The sequence below is a fragment of the Streptomonospora mangrovi genome (assembly GCF_027604915.1).
In the GTDB taxonomy this organism is placed as follows: Bacteria; Actinomycetota; Actinomycetes; order Streptosporangiales; family Streptosporangiaceae; genus Streptomonospora; species Streptomonospora mangrovi.
Map to the genome: position 1 here is coordinate 96,093 of NZ_JAJAQC010000024.1, position 18,257 is coordinate 114,349.

Genomic DNA, 18,257 nt, shown 5'->3' on the forward strand with positions numbered 1-18,257 from the left:
CGGGTCTGCGGACTGTGCGGTTGTGCGGGGTGCCGCGGGCGGCGCGGTGCGCCGGGGCCGGTGGGCGTCCGCCCGGGCCGACCGCGCGGGGCCGGGACCGGTGGGGGCGGTCGGGCCGGGAGCGGCCGGGGCCGGTCACCGGCGGCGCGGGAGCAGGGCGCGCAGGGTCTCGGCCGCCTCCTCGACGGGCAGGTCGGGATCGAGCACGGCGTGCAGCACCAGGCCGTCGATCTGGGCGGCCGCCAGCACGGCCGCCCCTTGGCAGCGCCCGGCCGGCCAGTCGGGACGCAGCCGCGCGATGCGCTCGGCCAGTCGCGCGCGGGCCTCGCGCAGGTCGCCGCGCAGCGCCCGGCACAGCTCCGGATCGCGCCCGGCGCCGGCGATGAGTTCCACCATGAGCCGCACGGCGGTCTCGTCGGCGGCCGCGGCCGGGATCAGCTCGGCCAGGCGGTCGAGCACGGCGGCGGGGTCGTCGCCGCCGACGAGCGCGCCGACGAAGGGCGCCACCACCTCCTGGGCGGCACTGCGCGCGACCTCGCGGCGCAGGCCGGGCAGCCCGCCGAAGTGGTAGTGGATCAGCCCGGTGTTGGCGCCGCTGCGCCGGGCGATCGCCCGCGCCGTGAGCGCGGCCCACCCGCCCTCGGCCAGCAGCGCCACGCCCGCCGCCACCATGGCGTCGCGCCGCCGCCGGCCCCGGTCGTCATTTACACGATCGGCTAAGTTAGCCATACGGCCAAGATAGCGCCTCGGGCAGCCGGGCGCGACTCTGGCCCCGGGCGGCCGGCGGACCGGCCCGCGCCGACCGCCTCCGCCCGCCGCGGAGTTCCCGCAGCGCCCGCCGGCGGCCGGATCCGGCCCCCGGGCACCCCGCGGGCGCGCCCCCGCGCGCGAGCGGATACGTTCGCAGCCAAGCCCAGCGTGTAAGGGGATCCGATGCCCACCCTCGACGACCTCCGCCTCGACCTCCGGCTGCGCTCCCAGCACGGCCTCACCTGGTTGTTCGCCCAGGCAGGCGACCCGCTCAGCCGGATCGACCACCGGCCCTGGCGCGACAACCCCTATCCGCTCTTCGCCCGCATGCACGCCGGCCGGCCGGTGGTGCGCAGCCGCCTGGGCCCGCTGGTGGCCGTGGGGCACGCGGCCAACCGGCAGGTGCTGCGCGACCGCGACTGCCGGGTGCGGGCGCCCGGCGGCCCCTCCCCCGAGGAGGGCCTGGTCGACCTGTCCTTCCTCCAGCGCGACGCACCCGACCACACCCGCCTGCGCGCCCTGGCCCGGCCGGCGTTCAGCCCGCGCCGCATCGAGGGCTACCGCGCCGGCATCCAGAAGGTCACCGACCGGCTGCTGGACGCCGCCGCCGCGCGGGGCGGCTTCGACCTCGTGCGCGACTTCGCCGCGCCGCTGCCCATCGCCGTCATCAGCGAACTGCTGGGCATTCCCGAGGTCGACAACGAGCGGTTCCTGCGCTACGGCAACGCCCTGGGCGCCTCACTCGACGGGGTGCGTTCGGCGCGCCAGTACCGCGAGCTGCGCCGGGCCGCGCACGAGATCGACGAGTTGTTCGCCCGGCTGATCGAGCGGCGCCGCGCCGACCCCGGCGAGGACGCGGTCAGCGCGCTGGTCACCTCCCTGGAGGAGGACCGGCTGACCGCCGCCGAACTGCGCACCATGGCGCGGCTGCTGCTCATCGCCGGGTTCGAGACGACCGTCAACCTGATCGGCAACGGCGTCGCCGCGCTGCTGCGCCACCCCGGCCAGTGGGAGCGGCTGCGCGCCGACCCCGGCCTGGCCGCCGGCGCCGTGGAGGAGGTCCTGCGCTTCGACTCCCCCGTGCAGGTCACCGGCCGCTACCCGCACCGCGACATCGAGGTCGGCGGCCTGGCGGTGCCCAGCGGCACCCCGGTCATCCTGCTGCTCGGCGCGGCCGGGCGCGACCCGGCGGTGTTCCCCGAACCCGACCGGTTCGACATCACCCGCGCCAACGCCGGCGAGCACCTGGCGTTCTCGGCCGGGGCGCACTACTGCCTGGGCGCCCCGCTGGCGCGCCTGGAGGGCGAGGTCGCGCTGCGCGCGCTGGCCGAGCGGCTGCCCGGGCTGAAGGCGGCGGCCGTGCCCACCCGGCGCCGCACCACCACCATCCGGGGCTACTCCCGCTTCCCCGTGCGGACCTGAGGCGGGGGCGGCGCCCGCCGAGGGGCCGGGCACGGCGCGGGCCGCCCGCCGCGCGAATCGCGGCGGGCGGCCCGGTCGGCGCCGCGCCTCAGCCGGCCGCCGCCGGGGCGCCGTTCCCGCACACCGCGCAGGCGCCCCGGCGCCGCAGGTAGTAGGCCAGCGTCGCCGCGCCCAGCGCCACGCCCCACACCGGGAACAGCAGGCCCGGCAGGAGGGCCATCATCCCGGCCGCTTCGGCGTCGCCGCTCACGCCCTGGCCGACCAGTTCGGCATAGCCCGACCACATCGCGAACCCGCCGACCACGACCAGCACCGCGACCACCGAGGCCGGTGCCACCGCGAGCGTGATCGGCACCCGCCGGCCGGCCAGCCCCACCATCCAGCGGGGGAAGACCTCGCCCCAGCGCTGGACCAGGCCGAGGGTGAGCACGGCGCCGACCACGGCGAAGGCGGCGAGGAACAGCCCGGAGGTCCACATGCCGTTCTCCTGCCCGGCCCGCAGGAACTCCCGGCTGATGCCCAGCGGGATCCCCAGCCACCAGGCCACGCGGGTGAAGGCGTAGAGCAGGGGCACCGCGGCGGCCACGGCCACGGCGTAGACGCCCCAGCGCGCGGCGGCACCCGGCGCGGCCCAGCCCTCGGCCGTGCCGTCGCGCCCGCAGGCGGCGCAGGCGCCGCGGCTGGTGCGGGCATAGGACAGGGTCGCCGCCAGCCACAGGAACCCGCCGGCCAGGCACAGGAGCTGGTGCAGGAAGGGCCAGTTGAGCACGGCGGCGCGGAAGGCCGCGCCCACGGGCGCGCCGGTCACCTGGCCCACCAGGCCGTAGGGCAGGTAGCCCAGGGCGGTGAGCAGGTTGACGTCGATCATGGCCAGCAGCAGCAGCGCCGCGACCAGCGCGCCGGCGGCGGTCAGCACGCGCCGCGCGGCGGGCGAGCGGCGCAGCATCGCCGCACCCAGGGCGGCGGCGGGGAACCCGGCCAGGACGATCGCCGCCCACGCCGGCCCGGTCCCGAACTGGGTGGCCAGCGGCGCGACGGGCGCGCCGACCATGCCCGCGTAGGGGAAAGCGCCGCCGACGGCCGCGCAGGCGGCGCCGACGACGCCGTAGCCCAGCGACCAGCCGAGGGCGGCCACAGGCGCCCAGCGCGGCCAGCCGCGCACCCGCCCGGCCGGGTGGCGGTGCGCCGGGCCGGACCGGGCCGCCGGGTCGCTGCCGCTGACGCCGGTTTCGGTTCGTGGACTGGTGTGCTCGGCCACCGTGCTCTCCTCGCTGCCCCCCGGCCCGCCGGGCCGGCTCCGCTGTTGGTCTCCACCCTGCGGCCGGGACCGGGGGCGGGGCATCCCGCAGGAGGGGGGTCGGGCGCGGCCGGGCTCCCCCCTGCGGGGGAGGCCGGCCGGCGAGGGCCGCCCGGCGGCCGAAGGGCCGGGCGGCGGGAGGCGGCGGAGGCCGACCGGGCGGGCCGGGCCGCCGCCGGTCAGCCTCCGGCGACCGAGGGCAGGATGCGGACCTCGGCGCCGTCGGGCACGGCGGTGTCCAGCCCGTCCAGCGCCCGGCATTCGTCGGAGTCCACGAACACGTTGACGTAGCGGCGCAGCCGGCCCTGCTCGTCGCGGACGCGGCGGTCCAGGCCCGGGTGGCGCCGCGCCAGCTCGTCCAGGACCGAGCGCACGGTGACCGCCGGGGCGGCGCCGTCGAGCGGCGGGGCCGCTTGGTCCAGCGGGGCGCCGAGCAGGATGTCGATCCTGGCGGCCCCGCCGGCGTGGGCCTGGAGGACCTGCGGGAGCAGCACGGTCACACCCATGGTTCAGACCTCCACCGCGCGCACGCACAGGACGTCGGGCAGGTGGGCGGCCACCAGCGACCACTCCTCGGTGGAGTCGGTGGTGGCGAAGACGTCGCCGGAGCGGGTGCCGAAGTAGAACCCGGGGTCGGCGGCGGCGTCGGTGCAGGTGCCGTCGCGCAGCACGATGCCGTAGTAGGGCTCCTGCGGCAGGCCCTTGTCGTCGGGCTGCCAGGACTCCCCCGCGTCGTCGGTGCGGTGCACCTGGAGGTGGTCGCCGGGCGGCAGGTGGCACTCCTGGCTGATCACCGGGAAGACGTAGCCCACGCCGGGCCGGTGCGGGTGGGCCAGGAAGTTGAAGCCGAAGTCGCTGGGCAGGCCCTCGGCGATGGAGGTCCACCCGGCGGCGGGGTCGGGGCTGCGGTAGACGCCGTGGTGGTTCTGGGCGTAGAAGACGCCGTCGGCGCCGACCGCGACCTTGTGCACGCACTGGCCGTACTCGGGGAACTCCTCGGGCAGGAACACCGCGCTGATGCCCTGGCTGGCCGGCGCCCAGGTGGCGCCGTTGTCGCGGGTCTGGTACACGCCGCCGGTGGACATGGCCACGGTCATGGCCGCGGGGTCGGTGCCGGCGGCGGTCACCCGGCCCGGCAGGACGGTGTGGATGGCGCCGCCGCCCGCGCCGGGGAACCACTCGGTGCGGTGGGGGTGGTCCCACAGGGGGCGGACCAGCTCGAAGCTCTGGCCGCCGTCGGTGGAGCGGAACAGGGCGTGGGGCTCGACCCCGGCGTAGACGGTGCCGGGTTCGTCGCCGAAGGCGAACTGCCACACGCGGGTGAGGCTGTCCTCGACGTCGTCTGGGAAGGCGATGGGCGCGTGCGGCGGTTCGTGCCAGGTGCCGCCGAGGTCGTCGCTGAACCAGACGCTGGGGCCGAAGTGGGAGCTTTCGGCGCCCACCAGGATGCGGCGGGAGCGGGGGTCGATGCCCACGGCGTAGACGCCCGCCATGTTGGCGTAGTCCTCGGTGTCGAGCCGGTGCGGACCCCGCAGCTCCCACCTGCGGCGGTCGTCGCTCGTGGCGGTGAACAAGCCCTTGCGTGTTCCGATGACCAGGAGATACGTCATGATCGCCCCACTGTGCCGATGGATTCGGGTGCTCTGCGTGACCACGGGGGCCACAGGTTCGCGCACCGGTGCGGTGGGGCCGGGAAGCCGCGCCGGCACCCCCTTGGCCCGCGCCTGAACCGCGCCGCCGATGTGGTCTAGCATACAGAACAAGTGCTAGAATTCGTACATGTGTTCGCCGCTTGTTCGCGAGGCTCAGGCGGGGGAGCGAACACACGAAGGGGCCGTCTCGCCGGACCGCTCCGCCGGCGAGACGGCCCCTTCTCCGCGGGCGCGCACCCGTGCGGCCGCCCACTCTCCGCGACCGCCCGTCGCCCGCCCCCGGCACCCCCCGAGGAGCCGCCGACCACGCCGGTGTCCGCTGGCCGCCGCCGGGCGCTCCGCTCCTCCGCACCGCCGCCGCACGACCCCCGCCACCTCTGCCGTCCGTGCGGGGGTATCCGTGAAATCACCAGTCTGGGGTCGGGTACCTGTCGGGAGCATTTACGTCTGTGTAATTTGAGCGTGTGTCCAGTGGAAACCCGACGGCCCCCCGTATCCGCCTGAGGGGCCGGGAGTCAGAGCAGCGCATGCTGGTCAACGCCCTGGACGGCGCGCGGGCCGGGCAGGGGACGGCGGTGCTCGTCTCCGGCGGCCCCGGCACCGGCAAGACGGCCCTGCTCGACCACGCCCACCGGGCCGCGCTCTCGCCTCCCGACTCCCCCGCGTCCAGCGCCTCCTCCCCCGAAGCCGAAGCCTCCGCCCCGTCCCCCTCCTCCGCCGCGCGCCCCGCCCTGGTGCTGCGGGCCCAGGGCACCGAGCCCGAGAGCGGCATGGCGTATGCGGGCCTGCAACGCCTCCTGCTGCCCGTGCTCGACCGCGTGGCCGACCTCGCCGCGCCCCACAACCACGTGATCGGGCACGCGCTGGAGACCGGCCGCGTCGCCGAGAGCGACCGGTTCGCCCTGTCCATCGGCCTGCTGCGCCTGCTCGGGCTGCTCGGCCACGCCGCGCCCCTCCTCGCCGTCGTCGACGACGCCCACCTCATGGACGCGCCGTCGCTGGACGCCCTCGCCTTCGCCGCCCGCCGGCTGGGCACCGACTCCGTGGCCATGGTCTTCGCCGCCCGCGACGACCAGCCCAAACCCGTCGTCCCCGGCATCCCGGCGATCCATCTCGCGCCGCTGCCCGACTCCGCCGTCAGCGAGGTCCTGGGCGACGCCGCCCCCGGCGGCCTGGCGGCCGGGGTGCGCGGCACCCTGGCCGCCGCCAGTCACGGCAACCCCGCCGCCGCCCGCGCCTTCGCCGCCGCGCTCTCCCGCGAGCAGCTCGCCGGCCTGCGCCCCCTGCCCCGCACCCTGCCGCTGCCCGCCGACCTGCGCCGCGCCTACGAGCCGCGCCTGGAGGCGCTGCCCGAGCCCACCCGCCACCTGCTGCTGCTGGCGGCCACCGACCCCGAGTGCGACGCCGACCTGCTGGTGCGCGCCGCTTCCCGCCCCGACGTCACCGTGGGCGACCTCGCCCCCGCCGAGGACGCCGGGGTCGTCCGCGTCGACGGCTCCCGGGTGGTCTTCGCCGACCCCCTGCTGCGCGAGTCCGTCTACCAGGCCGCCCCGGTCGTGCGGCGGCGGGCCGCCCACGCCCGGCTGGCGCGGGTGCTGGACCCCCACCGCGACCCCTCCCGCTACGCCCGCCACCGCGCCGCCGCCGCCCAGGGCCCCGACTCCGACCTGGCCGCCGAACTCGCCGCCGCCGCCGACACCGCCAAGGAGCTGAGCGGCCACTCGGTGGCCTCGGCCGCGCTGGAGCAGGCAGCCGAGCTGACCCCCATCCCCCGCCTGCGGGCGTGCCGGCTGTCGACCGCCGCCCAGGACGCCTGGCTGGCGGGGATGCCCGACCGCGCCGCCGAACTGCTGGAGCGCGCCCAGCCCGACGCGGTCACCCCCCGCCAGGAGGGCGTGCTCGAACTGATCCGGGGCCAGATCCGGCTGCGCGAAGGCAACGCCCTGGACACCGCCGACGCCCTCCTTGCCACCGCCGAGCGGCTGATCCCCCACGACCGCGAACTGGCGGTGCGGGCGCTGATGCGCGCCGCCGACGCCGCCTCCTTCGCCGGCGACCCGGTGCGCCACGCCGCCGCCGCGCGCCGGCTGGCGCCGCTGGCCCGCGACAACGACCCGCCGGTCATGCGCCTGGCTTTCGCGTTCATGGAGGGCGCCGCGCTGTCCTTCGCCGGGGAGTACGCCGCCGCCGTGGGCCCGCTGCGCCGGGCCACCGACATCGCCGAGGAGATCGACTCCCCCGTGGAGCTGATCTGGGCCAGCATCGCCGGGCTGCGACTGGGCGACGCCCCGCTGGTGCACTCCCTGGCCACGCGCGCCGTCGCCGTCGCCCGGCGCCGGGGCGCGCTGGCGGTGGTGCCCCAGGCGCTGGAGTTCCTCGTCTACTCGGAGTTCTGGAGCGGCCGGTTCCCCTCGGGCATCGGCAACTGCATGACCGGCCTGCGGCTGGCGCGCGAGACCGCCCAGCCCAACTGCGCCACCCACCACCTGGCCGCGCTCAGCCTGCTGGCCGCCATCCAGGGCGACGTCGAGACCTGCCACGCGCGGGCGCGGGCGGTGGCCGAGCGCGCCAGCGAGAACAGCCTGGGCCTGCCGGCGTCGCTCAGCTCGTGGGCGCTGGCGCTGCTGGACCTCGCCCAGGGCGACGCGGCGGGCGCCTACTCCCGGCTGCGCTCGCTGACCCACGCCGGACCCGGCTACGGCCACCCCACGATGCGGCTGCTGACCGCGCCGGTGTTCGTGGAGGCGTGCGTGCGCACCGGGCGCACCGAGCGCGCCGCCGCCGCGCTGGCGCCCTACGAGTCCTGGGCGGCGGCCACCGGCAGTCTGAGCGCGCTGGCGGTGGCGATGCGCTGCCGGGGGCTGCTGGCGCCGCCGGAGGAGGCCGAGCGCTGCTTCGCCGAGGCGGTGCAGCTTCACCGGGCCTGCGGCGACGACGACGTGGAGCGGGCGCGCACCGCGCTGCTCTACGGCACCGTGCTGCGCCGCAACCGGCTGCCGGGCCGGGCGCGCGAGCACCTGCGCGAGGCGCTGGAGACCTTCGAGTGGATCGGGGCGCGGCTGTGGGTGGAGCAGGCGCGCGCCGAACTGCGGGCGATCGGCGATCCGGAGTCCGCGGGCGAGCCGGCCCGGGCCGGCCACGGGCTGACCACCCAGCAGCACCAGATCGCCTTGCTGGTGGCCGAGGGCGCGACCAACCGCGAGGTCGCCGCGCACATGTTCATCAGCCCGCGCACGGTCGAGCACCACTTACGGGGGATCTTCCGCAAGCTCAACATCCGCTCGCGCGTGGACCTGGCCCGCATGTTCCGCTGACCGGGGCGCCCCCGCCCGCCTCCCCCGACCCCGCCCCTTTCTCCTCCCCCGCAGCCCGTGACCTCACGACCCCCGCACCCTCCGCCCATCCCCGTCCCCAACATGCCGACCGGACGGTCTGTGACTTGCGACACTCCGCCCCCGGCTTGGAAAGAGCGCCGATGACCACCACAACGCCCGACCCCTTACTCGCCGCCGAGGGGATCACCGTCCGCTTCGGCGGCCTGACCGCCCTGAGCGACGTGGGGCTGGCGGTGGCGCCCGGCACCGTCGTGGGACTGATCGGCCCCAACGGCGCGGGCAAGACGACCCTGTTCAACGTGGTGTCGGGGGTGGTCCGCCCCCAGCACGGCACCGTCGCCTGGAAGGGCCGCGTGCTGCGCGCGCACCGCCCCCACCACCTGGCCGGCCTGCGCATCGCCCGCACGCTCCAGGGCCTCAACCTGTTCCCCGGCCTCACCGCCCTGGAGAACGTCATGGTGGGCGCCGACCGGCTCGCGCGCGGCGGCACCTTCGCCATGCTCACCGGCCTGGGCCACTACCACGGCGACGAGCGCCGGCTGCGCGAGCGCGCGATGGCGGCGCTGGAGGAGTTCGGGGTGGCCGACGCCGCGCGGGCGCTGCCGGCGACCCTGCCCTTCGGCGTGCAGAAGCGCGTGGCCCTGGCCCGCGCCCTGGTCGCCGACCCCGAACTGCTGCTGCTGGACGAGCCCGCCAGCGGGCTCTCCGGCGAGGACATCACCGCCCTGGGCGAGGCGGTGCGCGGCTTCAGCGCCCGCATGGGCGTGCTGCTGGTCGAGCACCACATGGACCTGGTGATGGCCGTCTGCGACCACATCGTGGTGCTCAACTTCGGCCAGGTGATCGCCCAGGGCACCCCCGCCGAGATCCAGGCCGACGCCGCGGTCGCCCAGGCCTACCTGGGCGCCGCCGAGGAGGACTCCGATGCCTGACGACGACCCGATCCTGAGCATCGAAGAGCTGAGCGCCGGCTACGGCGCGGTCACCGCGCTGGACCGGGTGACCATGCGGGTGCCGCGCGGCGCGATCTGCGCCGTGCTGGGCGCCAACGGCGCGGGCAAGACCACGCTGCTGCGCACCGTCAGCGGCCTCAAGCGCGCCTCCTCCGGCCGGGTGCTGCTGGACGGCGCCGACGTCACCCGGCTGCCCGCCGAGCGCCACGTGCACCACGGCCTGGTCCACGTGCCCGAGGGCGGCGGGGTGATCGTGGAGCTGAGCGTTGAGGAGAACCTGCGCCTGGGCGGGCTGTGGCGCGCGGGCCGACGCGAGCGCGCCGAGCGCCGCGAGGAGGTCCTGGAGCTGTTCCCCCGGCTGCGCGAGCGCCTGGGCGCGCCGGCCGCCACCCTCTCGGGCGGCGAGCGCCAGATGCTGGCGCTGGGCCGGGCGCTCATGGCCCGCCCCCGCGTGCTGCTGCTGGACGAGCCCTCGCTGGGCCTGGCGCCGATGGTGACCCGGCAGATCATGCGCACGCTGCGCGACCTGCGCGCCGCACAGGGCCTGACCGTGGTGCTGGTGGAGCAGAACGCGCGCAGCGCGCTGGCGATCACCGACCACGGGTTCGTGCTCAGCCAGGGCGCGGTCGTGGTGTCCGACACCTCCCAGCGGCTCCTGGCCGACGACCGCATGCGCCACGCCTACCTGGGCTTCTAGGGGGAGCCGTGAACCACTTCATCGACCTGACCCTCAGCGGGCTGTCCTCGGGCGCGGTCTACGCCGCCCTGGCGCTGTCGCTGGTCATCATCTACCAGGCCACCCGCGTGGTGAACTTCGCCCAGCCGGCGCTGGCCCTGATCTCGGTCTACATCGCCTACACGGTGTCCCAGGCCACCGGCAACTACTGGCTGGGGTTCGGCGCCGCGCTGGTGACCGGACTGGTGCTGGGCGCGGCGACCGAGCGGCTGCTCATCCGCCCGGTGCACGGGCGCTCCCCGCTCAACGCCATCATCGTCACCCTGGGCCTGCTGCTGGTGCTCCAGGGCGTGGCGGGCATGGTGTGGTCCAACGAGCCGCACTCCTTCTCCTACCCGCTGGACTACCGGGGCCGGTTCTCCGCCTCCGACTGGTTCGCGCTGGGGTCGGTGGCCGCCGCCGCGCTGCTGCTGTTCGCGCTCTACCGGTTCACGCCGCTGGGGCTGCGGATGCGGGCGGCCGCCTTCCACCCCGAGGCCGCGCGGCTGTCGGGGGTGCGGGTGGGGCTGATGCTGACCGCCGGCTGGGCCATCGCCTCGCTCATCGGCGCGCTGGCGGGCATGCTCGCCGCGCCGCCGTTCATCTTCCCCAACGTGCTGGACGCGGTGTTCGTCTACGCCATCGCCGCCGCCGTGGTGGGCGGGCTGGACAACCCCTTCGGCGCCCTGGTGGGCGGCGTCCTGATCGGCCTGTGCCTGTCCTATGTGTCCGGCTACGCCGGGCCGGAGCTGACCACCCTGGCGGCCCTGGCCATCCTCGTCCTGGTCCTCAGCGTCCGGCCGGACGGGCTGTTCTCCCGCCCGACCGCGCGAAAGGTGTAGCCATGGTGTCCCTGCGCAACCACGAGTCCACCGCCCCGGCCCCCCGGGCGCGGCGCGGCGGCGGCCCCGGCGCGGCCGGGCGCTGGCGGGCGCTGCCCGCGCTGGTGCGGTTCCCCCTGGCGGCGCTGGCCGCATTCACCGCGGTGCTGGCGCTGACCTCCCTGACCGGCCCGGCCGAGGACCTGCGCATCGGCAGCGTGGGCTACTACATGCTGGCCATCGCCGGGCTGCAACTGCTCATCGGCTACAGCGGGCAGGTGTCGCTGGGCCACGGCGCGTTCATGTTCATCGGCGCCTACACCATGGCGCTGCTGGTGCTGCACCAGCCGGCGTTCCCGCTGTGGCTGAACATGCTGCTCACCGTGGTGGTGAGCTGCGCGGCCGGGGTGCTGGTGGGCGCGGCGACCGCCCGCCTGCACGGCCCCTACCTTGCCGGGGCGACCCTGGCGCTGGCGGTGGGGCTGCCCGCGCTGACCGTGCGCTTCCCCGAGCTGCTGGGCGGCAGCAACGGCCTGGCCTTCTCGGTGCGCGGCGCGCCGCCCGCGCTGGCCGGGGTGGTGACCACCAGCCAGTGGCAGGCGGCGGCGGTGTGGCTGACCGCGCTGGTCGGGCTGGTGGTGCTGGCCACGGTCAACGCCGGACGGCTGGGGCGGCGCATGCGGGCGCTGCGCGACGACGAGTCGGCGGCGGCGCTGGCCGGGATCCCGGTGGGCCGCACCAAGGTGACCGCGTTCCTCATCAGCGCGGGCAGCGGCGGCCTGGCCGGCGCCTGCCAGGCCTACCTGCTGGGCACCGCCACCCCCAGCTCCTTCACGGTCGCGCTGTCGCTGAGCCTGCTGGCGGCCCTGGTGCTGGGCGGGCTGGGCAGCATGTGGGGCGCGTTCTGGGGCGCCGTGGCGCTGGTCTACGTCGAGCTGTGGGGCCAGGAGCTGGCGCACTCCCTGTCCCTGGGCACCAACGTCGCCAACAACCTGCCGATCGTGTTCTTCGGCGTGCTGCTGATCCTGGTCATCCTCATCTGGCCGCAGGGCCTGCACGGGATGTTCAGCCGGCTCGCCGGCCTGGTCCGCCGCGGGCGCTGACCGACCTCCCCGCACCTGCCCGCACCGTCCCCCCACCCCCACCCCTATCCGGGAGAGCACACATGAGAAGACCGATAGTCACCCTGGCCGGGCTGATGGCCGCGGCCCTGCTGGCGACCTCCTGCGGCGGCGCGGGCGAGGTGGAGGACGGCGCGGCGGCCGACCTCGACGTCTCCACGGGGGTCACCGACGACGCGATCACCATCGGCACCCACCAGCCGCTGACGGGGCCGGCCGCGCCGGGCTACGCGCAGATCTCGGTGGGCCACGCGGCGGTGTTCGACTACGTCAACGACAACGGCGGCATCCACGGCCGGCGGATCGACTACGTGGTGGAGGACGACGTCTACGACCCGGCGCGCACCATCGAGGTCACCCGCGACCTGGTGCACACCGAGGAGATCTTCGCGATGCTGGGCGGCCTGGGCACGCCCACCCACTCCAAGGTCATCGACTTCCTCAACGAGGAGGGCGTGCCCGACCTGTTCGTGTCCTCGGGCGCGCTGATGTGGAACCGCCCCCAGGAGTACCCGCTCAGCTACGGCTTCCAGGTGGACTACACCAAGGAGGCCAAGATCCAGGGGCAGTACATCGCCGAGAACATGCCCGACGCCCAGGTGGGCCACCTCTACCAGAACGACGACGTGGGCACCGACTCCGAGGCCGGGCTCAACCAGTACGTCCGCGACATGGTGGTGGCCTCCGAGGCCTACGACCCGGGCAACACCGACCTGGGGCCGCAGGTGGCGGCGCTGGAGGAGGCCGGCGCCGACGTGGTGGTGTGCTCCTGCATCCCGGCGTTCACCGCGCTGCTGATCCTGGAGGCCCAGCGCATCGGCTACGAGCCGCAGCTTGTGGTCAGCTCGATCGGCGCCGACACCGCCACGCTGACCGGGCTGCTGTCGGAGTTCGCGGCCGAGGCCGGCACCGAGGACCTGCCGGCCGAGCAACTGCTGGAGGGCATGATCTACACCAGCTACCTGCCCACGGTGGAGACCCCCGACGACCCCTGGATCCAGCTTTACTCCGACATCTACGACGAGTACGCCGACTCCGAGAGCCCGATGACCAACACCACGGTCTACGGCATGGTGCAGGCCACGATGATGGCCCAGGCGCTGATGGCGGCCGGCGAGGACCTCACGCGGCAGAGCCTGATCGACGCCGTGGAGTCCCAGGACTGGGCCGGCCCCGGCATGGTGCCGTTCGCCTCCACGCCCGAGGACCACGGCGGCTTCGGCGGCGCGCTGGTCAGTCAGTTCCACGCCGAGGACGAGCCCGAGGTGCTCCAGGAGGCGCGGGTGACCGACCGCGAGGGCGGCGACATCACCGAGGCCGAGGTCGAGCGGCCCGACCCCGGGGAGGTCGAGTTCTACGGCGGCTGACGCCGCCCCTCCGCCGACACGGGCGCGCCCGGCCCTCCGACCACGGGGGCCGGGCGCGCCCGTGCGCGGGGGCCCGGCCGCGCGCGGGGGCCCAAAGCCCCTTGCGGGCTCCGCCCCGGGCGGGCGAATGGCCGGGAATTGCGAACGCCGCGCGGCGGGCACCGGCAATCCGGCCATTCCATAAACTGCCGCTTTCTTTAATCGCCTTTCACACGGGTGCGCACCCTCCCGGGGAAACGAATAGCGGCGCAACGAAAACGGGGGCCGCGGGCGCACCCCGCCGCCGCGCGGCGGCGGGCGGACCGTGGGCGGCGGACCCGCGCGGCCCCGGCGGGCGCCCCGCACCGGACCTCGGCGCGCGCGGGCGCCGGCCGCGCGGTTCGTCCTGGTGGATCGGCGGCCCCGCACCGGTGGGCGGCCCGCCCCGGGTCCACAGTGCCAACGGCGCGATGCCGCGTCCGTGCCGGTTGCGGGCGCCACCTAGGGTACAGTCGTTGACACAGGCATGGCCGCCGGGAATACTCGCAAACCTCTGCGTGAATTCCGCGGCGGCCTTGTTCGGTCGCATCCCGGTCCACCATCCGAGAAGCCATTCGGTCCCGCCGACTGGCGCCATGTGCTGTGCGTCGGCTTCACTCCGGGTTGTGGTCCGGACCCGGCATTTCGTCCAACGGCACAGAAGGGCGTGCGATGCTCCACAACGAACAGTCACCCCTCCCGGAAAGCCTCGCCGACGTGGTCCGGTCGCTGTTCGCCGAGCCCGACGTCCACGAGACGATGCAGCGGATCGTGGACCTGGCGGTGGCCACCGTCCCCGGCTGCGACCACGCCGGGGTCGCGCTGGTGGAGTCCCGCCGCAAGGTCGACACCCCCGTCTACACCCACGAGGTGGTGCGCCGCAGCGACGACCTCCAGCGCAGCCTGGGCGAGGGCCCCTCGATCGACGCCATGTGGTCCAGCACCCACATCCACCTGCCCGACGTCGCCGCCGACCGGCGCTGGCCGCGCTACGCCGCCGAGGCCGCCAAGCTTCCCGTCGGCAGCCTGCTGAGCTTCCGCCTGTTCACCGCCCAGGGCACCCTGGGCGCCCTCACCCTCTACGCCCGCGCCGCGCACGCCTTCGACGACCGCGCCCACGAGGTGGGCGTCATCTACTCCGCGCAGGCCGCCTCGGCGCTGGAGGCCAACCGGCGCATCGCCAACCTCAACCGCGCGCTGGACACCCGCGAGACCATCGGGCAGGCCCAGGGCATCCTGATGGAGCGCCACCAGATGACCGCCGAGCAGGCGTGGGAGCGGCTCAAGGCGGCCTCGCAGAACCTCAACGTCAAGCTGGCGGAGCTGGCCGAGAAGATCGCCCGCACCGGCGAGGACCCCACCGGCCCGCCGGACTCCGGGCGCTGAGGCGGGCCACCCGGCCCCGGCCGACGCGCCGGGCCGGCCGACGCCGAGCGCCGAGCCCGCACGCGCCGCCGCCGGCCGCGCGCGCCGGTGCCGCCGCCCGCGCCCCGGATCCGGGCGCGGTGCGGGCCCGGCACCGGCCCCCGGCTCCGCCCCGGCGGGCGGCTCAGCCCACGTAGCGGCGCGCCGGCGAACTGCGCTGGGGCGCCTCCAGCAGCCGCAGCCCCTCCTCCACCCGCGCCGGCACCGGCCGGCGCTGGGCCAGCACCCAGGGCAGCCCGGCCAGCGCGGCGGCCACGGCCCTGGCGCTGGCGGTGTCGCGCGGCACCGCGCCCAGCACCGCGCCGGTGCGGCGCAGGGCGGCCCCGGCGGGGCGGCGCAGCCAGGCGGTCCACAGCGTGTTGCGGATCCCCAGTCGGCGCCGCGCGGTGCTGTCGCGCCCGCGCGAGGGGGCGTGGTGCACCACCATGTCCTCGATCCAGCACATCCACCAACCGGCCGCCGCCAGGTCCAGCGACAGCAGCTCCTCCTCGCCGCCCAGCCACAGCCGCTCGTGGAACCCGCCGACCTGGCGGAAGGCGCTGACGCGCAGCACCGAGGCGCCGGCCAGCACGCCCAGCAGGGCGGGTCCGGGCAGGCCGGGCCGGCCCGGCACGGGCGAGTGGCGCAGCTCGGGGGTGATGGGGTCCTCGGTGCCCCCGGGCTCCACCAGGATCCGCGCGGTGAGCGAGGCGACGTCGGGGTGGGCGTCCAGCAGGTCGGCGGCGCGGGTGAGCGACCCGGGCTCCCACCAGGTGTCGTCGTCGGCGAAGGCGACGTAGGGGACCTCCAGCGCCTCCACCCCGATGTTGCGGCCCACCGCGCCCAGGTTGGCGCCCGCCCGGACCAGCAGGACGTCGGGGAAGTCGGCGGCCACGGCCTCGGCGGTGCCGTCGGTGGAGGCGTTGTCCACCACGACCAGCGGCGGGCGCTCGGGCAGGGCGGTCAGGTGGGTGAGGGTGCGCAGCAGTTCGGAGCGGCGCTGGTGTGTGATGATTACCACACCGATGCGCGGGTCGCGGTCGGACGTTTTCGCCACCGCCGTCACCGCTCCAGCACCCGCAGGTCGCGCTCGACGCGGGCGGGCAGCCGGCGGCGGGCGCGCAGCGTGCGCGGAAGGTCGCGGGCGACGTCGGCCAGGGCGCCGCGCGCCTCGGGCGCCGACGCGGCGGCCGCCGCCAGTTGGGCGGTCGCGCCCAGCGCGCGGCCCGCCGGGCGGCGCAGCCAGTGCACCAGCACCCGGTTGCGCAGCTCCAGGCGGCGCCGCCAGGCGCCGGGCGGGCGGCTGCGCGAGGGGTGGTGGTGGGCGCGGACCTCGGGCAGGTAGCACGCCTCCCAGCCCAGAGCGGCGAGATCCTGGGCCAGCAGCGCCTCCTCGTGGGTGAAGAACAGCAGCTCGCTGAACCCGCCGGCGGCCAGGAACGCCTCGCGGCGCACGATCGCCGCGCAGGCCAGGAAGCCCAGGACGCGGGGCCCGGGCAGGCCGGGCGGCGCCGGGCCCAGGCCGCGCGCCAGCAGGTCGTTGATGGGGTCGGGGCGCTCCTCCTCGCCGACGAAGGTGGCGGCGGCCACCAGGCCGAGCCGGGGGTGGGCGTCGAAGGCGGCGGCGGCGCGGGCCAGGGCGTCGGCGGGCCACCAGGAGTCGTCGTCGCAGAAGGCGACGTAGTCGGTGGGCGTGTGGCGGACCCCGACGTTGCGGGCGGCGCAGCCCAGGTTCTCGGGCAGCCGCACCAGGCGCACGCGCGGGAACTCCTCGGCCACCAGGTCGGGGGTGCCGTCGGTGGAGGCGTTGTCGACCACGGTGACGGGCGCTCCGGGCTGGGCGGCGGCCAGGCGGCGCAGCGTGGTGGCGAGTTCGGCGCGCCGGTCGCGGGTGGCGATCACGATCCCCACCCGCGCGGCGGCCGGGTCTTCGGGGGCGCCGCCGGGTGCCGGGCGGGGGGCGGGCGCGGGGCGCGCGCCTGAGGCGTGGGCGTCGGTGGCGCCGGTGCGCACATGGACCTCCGGGTCGGGTTATGCGGGTTCCAGACAGACTCCTTGACCTTCCCGCCTACCCGGACATCGGCGGCTATCACTTCCCAATTGGACGCAAAGGCCGATTATCGTTAGCGTCCCCGGGGTGGCCGGATCGAGTGGGTCTCGATATGGTCAAGAATGTTGTGCAGGAGGTCCGAAAGCGCGGCCTGACGACGCCCATCACGTGTCTCCCGGTCCCCGCTGCGGTAGGTCCGTATATCCAAGGGTTCCGCATCGGCGCAGCACAACGCGCCGTTCGTCAGGAGGCAGGTGGTCGGCGGTCCGAATCCGACGCAGCGAGGAATGACGACGATGGCTCCATCGAGCGTTGTCCGCGAACGGACAGAGACCGCAGTACCGCGTCCGCGCAGTACCCGCCGTACCAACGGCAAGAACAGCAAGTCCGATGAGGCGTACTACGCCAGGACACGGGAGCTGTTCGAACAACTCAGCAATACCGAAAAGGGATCGCCGGAACGGGACGAGATCTATCGGAACCTGGTGGATCTGCACGCCCCGGTGATCCGGCGCATCGCCCGCCGCTACCGCAACCGCGGTGAGCCCGAGGAGGACCTGCGCCAGGTGGTGACGGTCGGCCTCGTCCAGGCGATCCGCGACTTCAACCCGGACTACGGCAAGGAGTTCATCTCCTATGCCCTCCCCATGATGACCGGGGAGGTCAAGCGCCACTTCCGGGACCGCACCTGGGCCATCCGGGTGCCGCGCAAGTACCAGGAGAAGCGGCCCGAACTCAACCGGGTGACCTCGACGTTCGCCCAGGAGTTCGGGCGTTCGCCCACGGTGGCTGAGATCGCCGAACGGCTGGAGATGAGTGTCGACGACACTCTGGAGCTGATCGACGCCTCGTCGGCCTACAGCGCCCTGTCCCTCGACGTGCCCTACGGGGCCGAGGAGGAGGACAAGACGCTGGGCGACACGCTCGGCGAGGAGGACCACGACCTGGAGGGCGTCGCCGACCGCGCGTCGCTCGGCCCGGCCCTGGCCACCCTGTCGGCGCGTGACCGCCGCATCGTCCTGCTGCGGTTCGCGGGCAACAAGACGCAGGCCGAGATCGCCCAGATCGTCGGCCTGTCGCAGATGCACGTCTCACGCACGCTCTCGGCGTCGCTTGCCAAGCTGCGCAAGCAGCTCATGCCCGACGAGTAGCGCGCGCTGGGAGGCGCACGACAAGGCGCCCGGGGCCACCGGCCCCGGGCGCCGCCGTGTGCGCGGCCGGCCCGCTAGGTCCTGTTTTTTGAAAGGTCTGCGGGGCGGGCTGGTCTTCGGTAATCCTTGGGATTCATGGTCCGACGCCATGAACTCACCGACGCCGAGTGGGACCTGCTCGCCCCGCTCATGCCCGCCCAC

Annotated in this window: 15 protein-coding genes; 9 read left to right on the forward strand and 6 right to left on the reverse strand. The window is 75.5% G+C overall.

Going from position 1 to position 18,257, the window contains the following annotated elements; genetic code table 11:
- Positions 1 to 135: 135 nt before the first annotated feature.
- A complete protein-coding gene (locus tag LG943_RS15005; protein WP_270072897.1) occupies positions 136 to 729 on the reverse strand; it encodes a TetR/AcrR family transcriptional regulator in 594 nt (197 codons plus the stop codon).
- A gap of 204 nt (positions 730 to 933) precedes the next feature.
- Here LG943_RS15005 and LG943_RS15010 point away from each other — a divergent pair, with 204 nt between their 5' ends.
- Positions 934 to 2,172, forward strand: a complete 1,239-nt coding sequence (locus LG943_RS15010; RefSeq protein WP_270072898.1) for a cytochrome P450 — start codon at positions 934 to 936, stop codon at positions 2,170 to 2,172.
- An 88-nt stretch (positions 2,173 to 2,260) separates the two neighbouring features.
- On the opposite strand, the gene LG943_RS15015 is transcribed toward LG943_RS15010, so the two are convergent.
- From LG943_RS15015 to LG943_RS15025, 3 genes are all read right to left on the reverse strand, one after another.
- Positions 2,261 to 3,430, reverse strand: coding sequence for a hypothetical protein (locus tag LG943_RS15015; protein WP_270072899.1), 1,170 nt, complete (start codon positions 3,428 to 3,430; stop codon positions 2,261 to 2,263).
- A gap of 218 nt (positions 3,431 to 3,648) precedes the next feature.
- Entirely contained in the window at positions 3,649 to 3,975 is a 327-nt protein-coding gene (locus LG943_RS15020; protein ID WP_270072900.1) for a MoaD/ThiS family protein, read from the reverse strand.
- Positions 3,976 to 3,978: 3 nt separating this feature from the next.
- A complete protein-coding gene (locus LG943_RS15025; RefSeq protein WP_270072901.1) occupies positions 3,979 to 5,079 on the reverse strand; it encodes a WD40/YVTN/BNR-like repeat-containing protein in 1,101 nt (366 codons plus the stop codon).
- 569 nt (positions 5,080 to 5,648) lie between these two features.
- Here LG943_RS15025 and LG943_RS15030 point away from each other — a divergent pair.
- The 7 genes from LG943_RS15030 to LG943_RS15060 all read left to right on the forward strand — a co-directional run bounded on the left by LG943_RS15030 (position 5,649) and on the right by LG943_RS15060 (position 14,837).
- The gene (locus LG943_RS15030; protein ID WP_270072902.1) at positions 5,649 to 8,435 is read left to right on the forward strand and encodes a helix-turn-helix transcriptional regulator; all 2,787 of its coding nucleotides are present in this window, start codon (positions 5,649 to 5,651) and stop codon (positions 8,433 to 8,435) included.
- Between the two features lie 161 nt (positions 8,436 to 8,596).
- Positions 8,597 to 9,388: an ABC transporter ATP-binding protein gene (locus tag LG943_RS15035; protein ID WP_270072903.1), complete on the forward strand. Its 792-nt coding sequence runs from the start codon at positions 8,597 to 8,599 to the stop codon at positions 9,386 to 9,388.
- Complete coding sequence (locus LG943_RS15040) at positions 9,381 to 10,106, forward strand: ABC transporter ATP-binding protein (protein ID WP_270072904.1); 726 nt, start codon at positions 9,381 to 9,383, stop codon at positions 10,104 to 10,106. Before LG943_RS15035 ends, LG943_RS15040 begins: the two co-directional genes overlap by 8 nt.
- A gap of 8 nt (positions 10,107 to 10,114) precedes the next feature.
- On the forward strand, positions 10,115 to 10,966 hold the full coding sequence (locus LG943_RS15045; protein WP_270072905.1) for a branched-chain amino acid ABC transporter permease: 852 nt from the start codon (positions 10,115 to 10,117) through the stop codon (positions 10,964 to 10,966).
- A 2-nt stretch (positions 10,967 to 10,968) separates the two neighbouring features.
- On the forward strand, positions 10,969 to 12,048 hold the full coding sequence (locus tag LG943_RS15050; RefSeq protein WP_270072906.1) for a branched-chain amino acid ABC transporter permease: 1,080 nt from the start codon (positions 10,969 to 10,971) through the stop codon (positions 12,046 to 12,048).
- A 62-nt stretch (positions 12,049 to 12,110) separates the two neighbouring features.
- Positions 12,111 to 13,433 carry an ABC transporter substrate-binding protein gene (locus LG943_RS15055; RefSeq protein WP_270072907.1) on the forward strand — a complete coding sequence of 441 codons (1,323 nt, stop codon included), beginning with the start codon at positions 12,111 to 12,113 and terminating at the stop codon, positions 13,431 to 13,433.
- A 690-nt stretch (positions 13,434 to 14,123) separates the two neighbouring features.
- Entirely contained in the window at positions 14,124 to 14,837 is a 714-nt protein-coding gene (locus LG943_RS15060; protein ID WP_270072908.1) for a GAF and ANTAR domain-containing protein, read from the forward strand.
- 163 nt (positions 14,838 to 15,000) lie between these two features.
- Here LG943_RS15060 and LG943_RS15065 read toward each other — a convergent pair whose 3' ends face one another.
- Positions 15,001 to 15,912 carry a glycosyltransferase family 2 protein gene (locus LG943_RS15065; protein ID WP_270072909.1) on the reverse strand — a complete coding sequence of 304 codons (912 nt, stop codon included), beginning with the start codon at positions 15,910 to 15,912 and terminating at the stop codon, positions 15,001 to 15,003.
- 5 nt (positions 15,913 to 15,917) lie between these two features.
- Complete coding sequence (locus tag LG943_RS15070; protein ID WP_270072917.1) at positions 15,918 to 16,766, reverse strand: glycosyltransferase family 2 protein; 849 nt, start codon at positions 16,764 to 16,766, stop codon at positions 15,918 to 15,920.
- A gap of 609 nt (positions 16,767 to 17,375) precedes the next feature.
- Between LG943_RS15070 and LG943_RS15075 the strand changes: the two genes are divergently transcribed.
- A complete protein-coding gene (locus tag LG943_RS15075) occupies positions 17,376 to 18,056 on the forward strand; it encodes a SigB/SigF/SigG family RNA polymerase sigma factor (protein ID WP_408648597.1) in 681 nt (226 codons plus the stop codon).
- Positions 18,057 to 18,257: the final 201 nt, after the last annotated feature.

What these genes read in the sequence shown, in the direction of transcription:
- LG943_RS15005 (WP_270072897.1), bottom strand. Translation starts at nt 729, where the DNA reads ATGGCTAACTTAGCCGATCGTGTAAATGACGACCGGGGCCGGCGGCGG.
- LG943_RS15010 (WP_270072898.1), top strand. Translation starts at nt 934, where the DNA reads ATGCCCACCCTCGACGACCTCCGCCTCGACCTCCGGCTGCGCTCCCAG.
- LG943_RS15020 (WP_270072900.1), bottom strand. Translation starts at nt 3,975, where the DNA reads ATGGGTGTGACCGTGCTGCTCCCGCAGGTCCTCCAGGCCCACGCCGGC.
- LG943_RS15025 (WP_270072901.1), bottom strand. Translation starts at nt 5,079, where the DNA reads ATGACGTATCTCCTGGTCATCGGAACACGCAAGGGCTTGTTCACCGCC.
- LG943_RS15030 (WP_270072902.1), top strand. Translation starts at nt 5,649, where the DNA reads ATGCTGGTCAACGCCCTGGACGGCGCGCGGGCCGGGCAGGGGACGGCG.
- LG943_RS15035 (WP_270072903.1), top strand. Translation starts at nt 8,597, where the DNA reads ATGACCACCACAACGCCCGACCCCTTACTCGCCGCCGAGGGGATCACC.
- LG943_RS15040 (WP_270072904.1), top strand. Translation starts at nt 9,381, where the DNA reads ATGCCTGACGACGACCCGATCCTGAGCATCGAAGAGCTGAGCGCCGGC.
- LG943_RS15050 (WP_270072906.1), top strand. Translation starts at nt 10,969, where the DNA reads ATGGTGTCCCTGCGCAACCACGAGTCCACCGCCCCGGCCCCCCGGGCG.
- LG943_RS15055 (WP_270072907.1), top strand. Translation starts at nt 12,111, where the DNA reads ATGAGAAGACCGATAGTCACCCTGGCCGGGCTGATGGCCGCGGCCCTG.
- LG943_RS15060 (WP_270072908.1), top strand. Translation starts at nt 14,124, where the DNA reads ATGCTCCACAACGAACAGTCACCCCTCCCGGAAAGCCTCGCCGACGTG.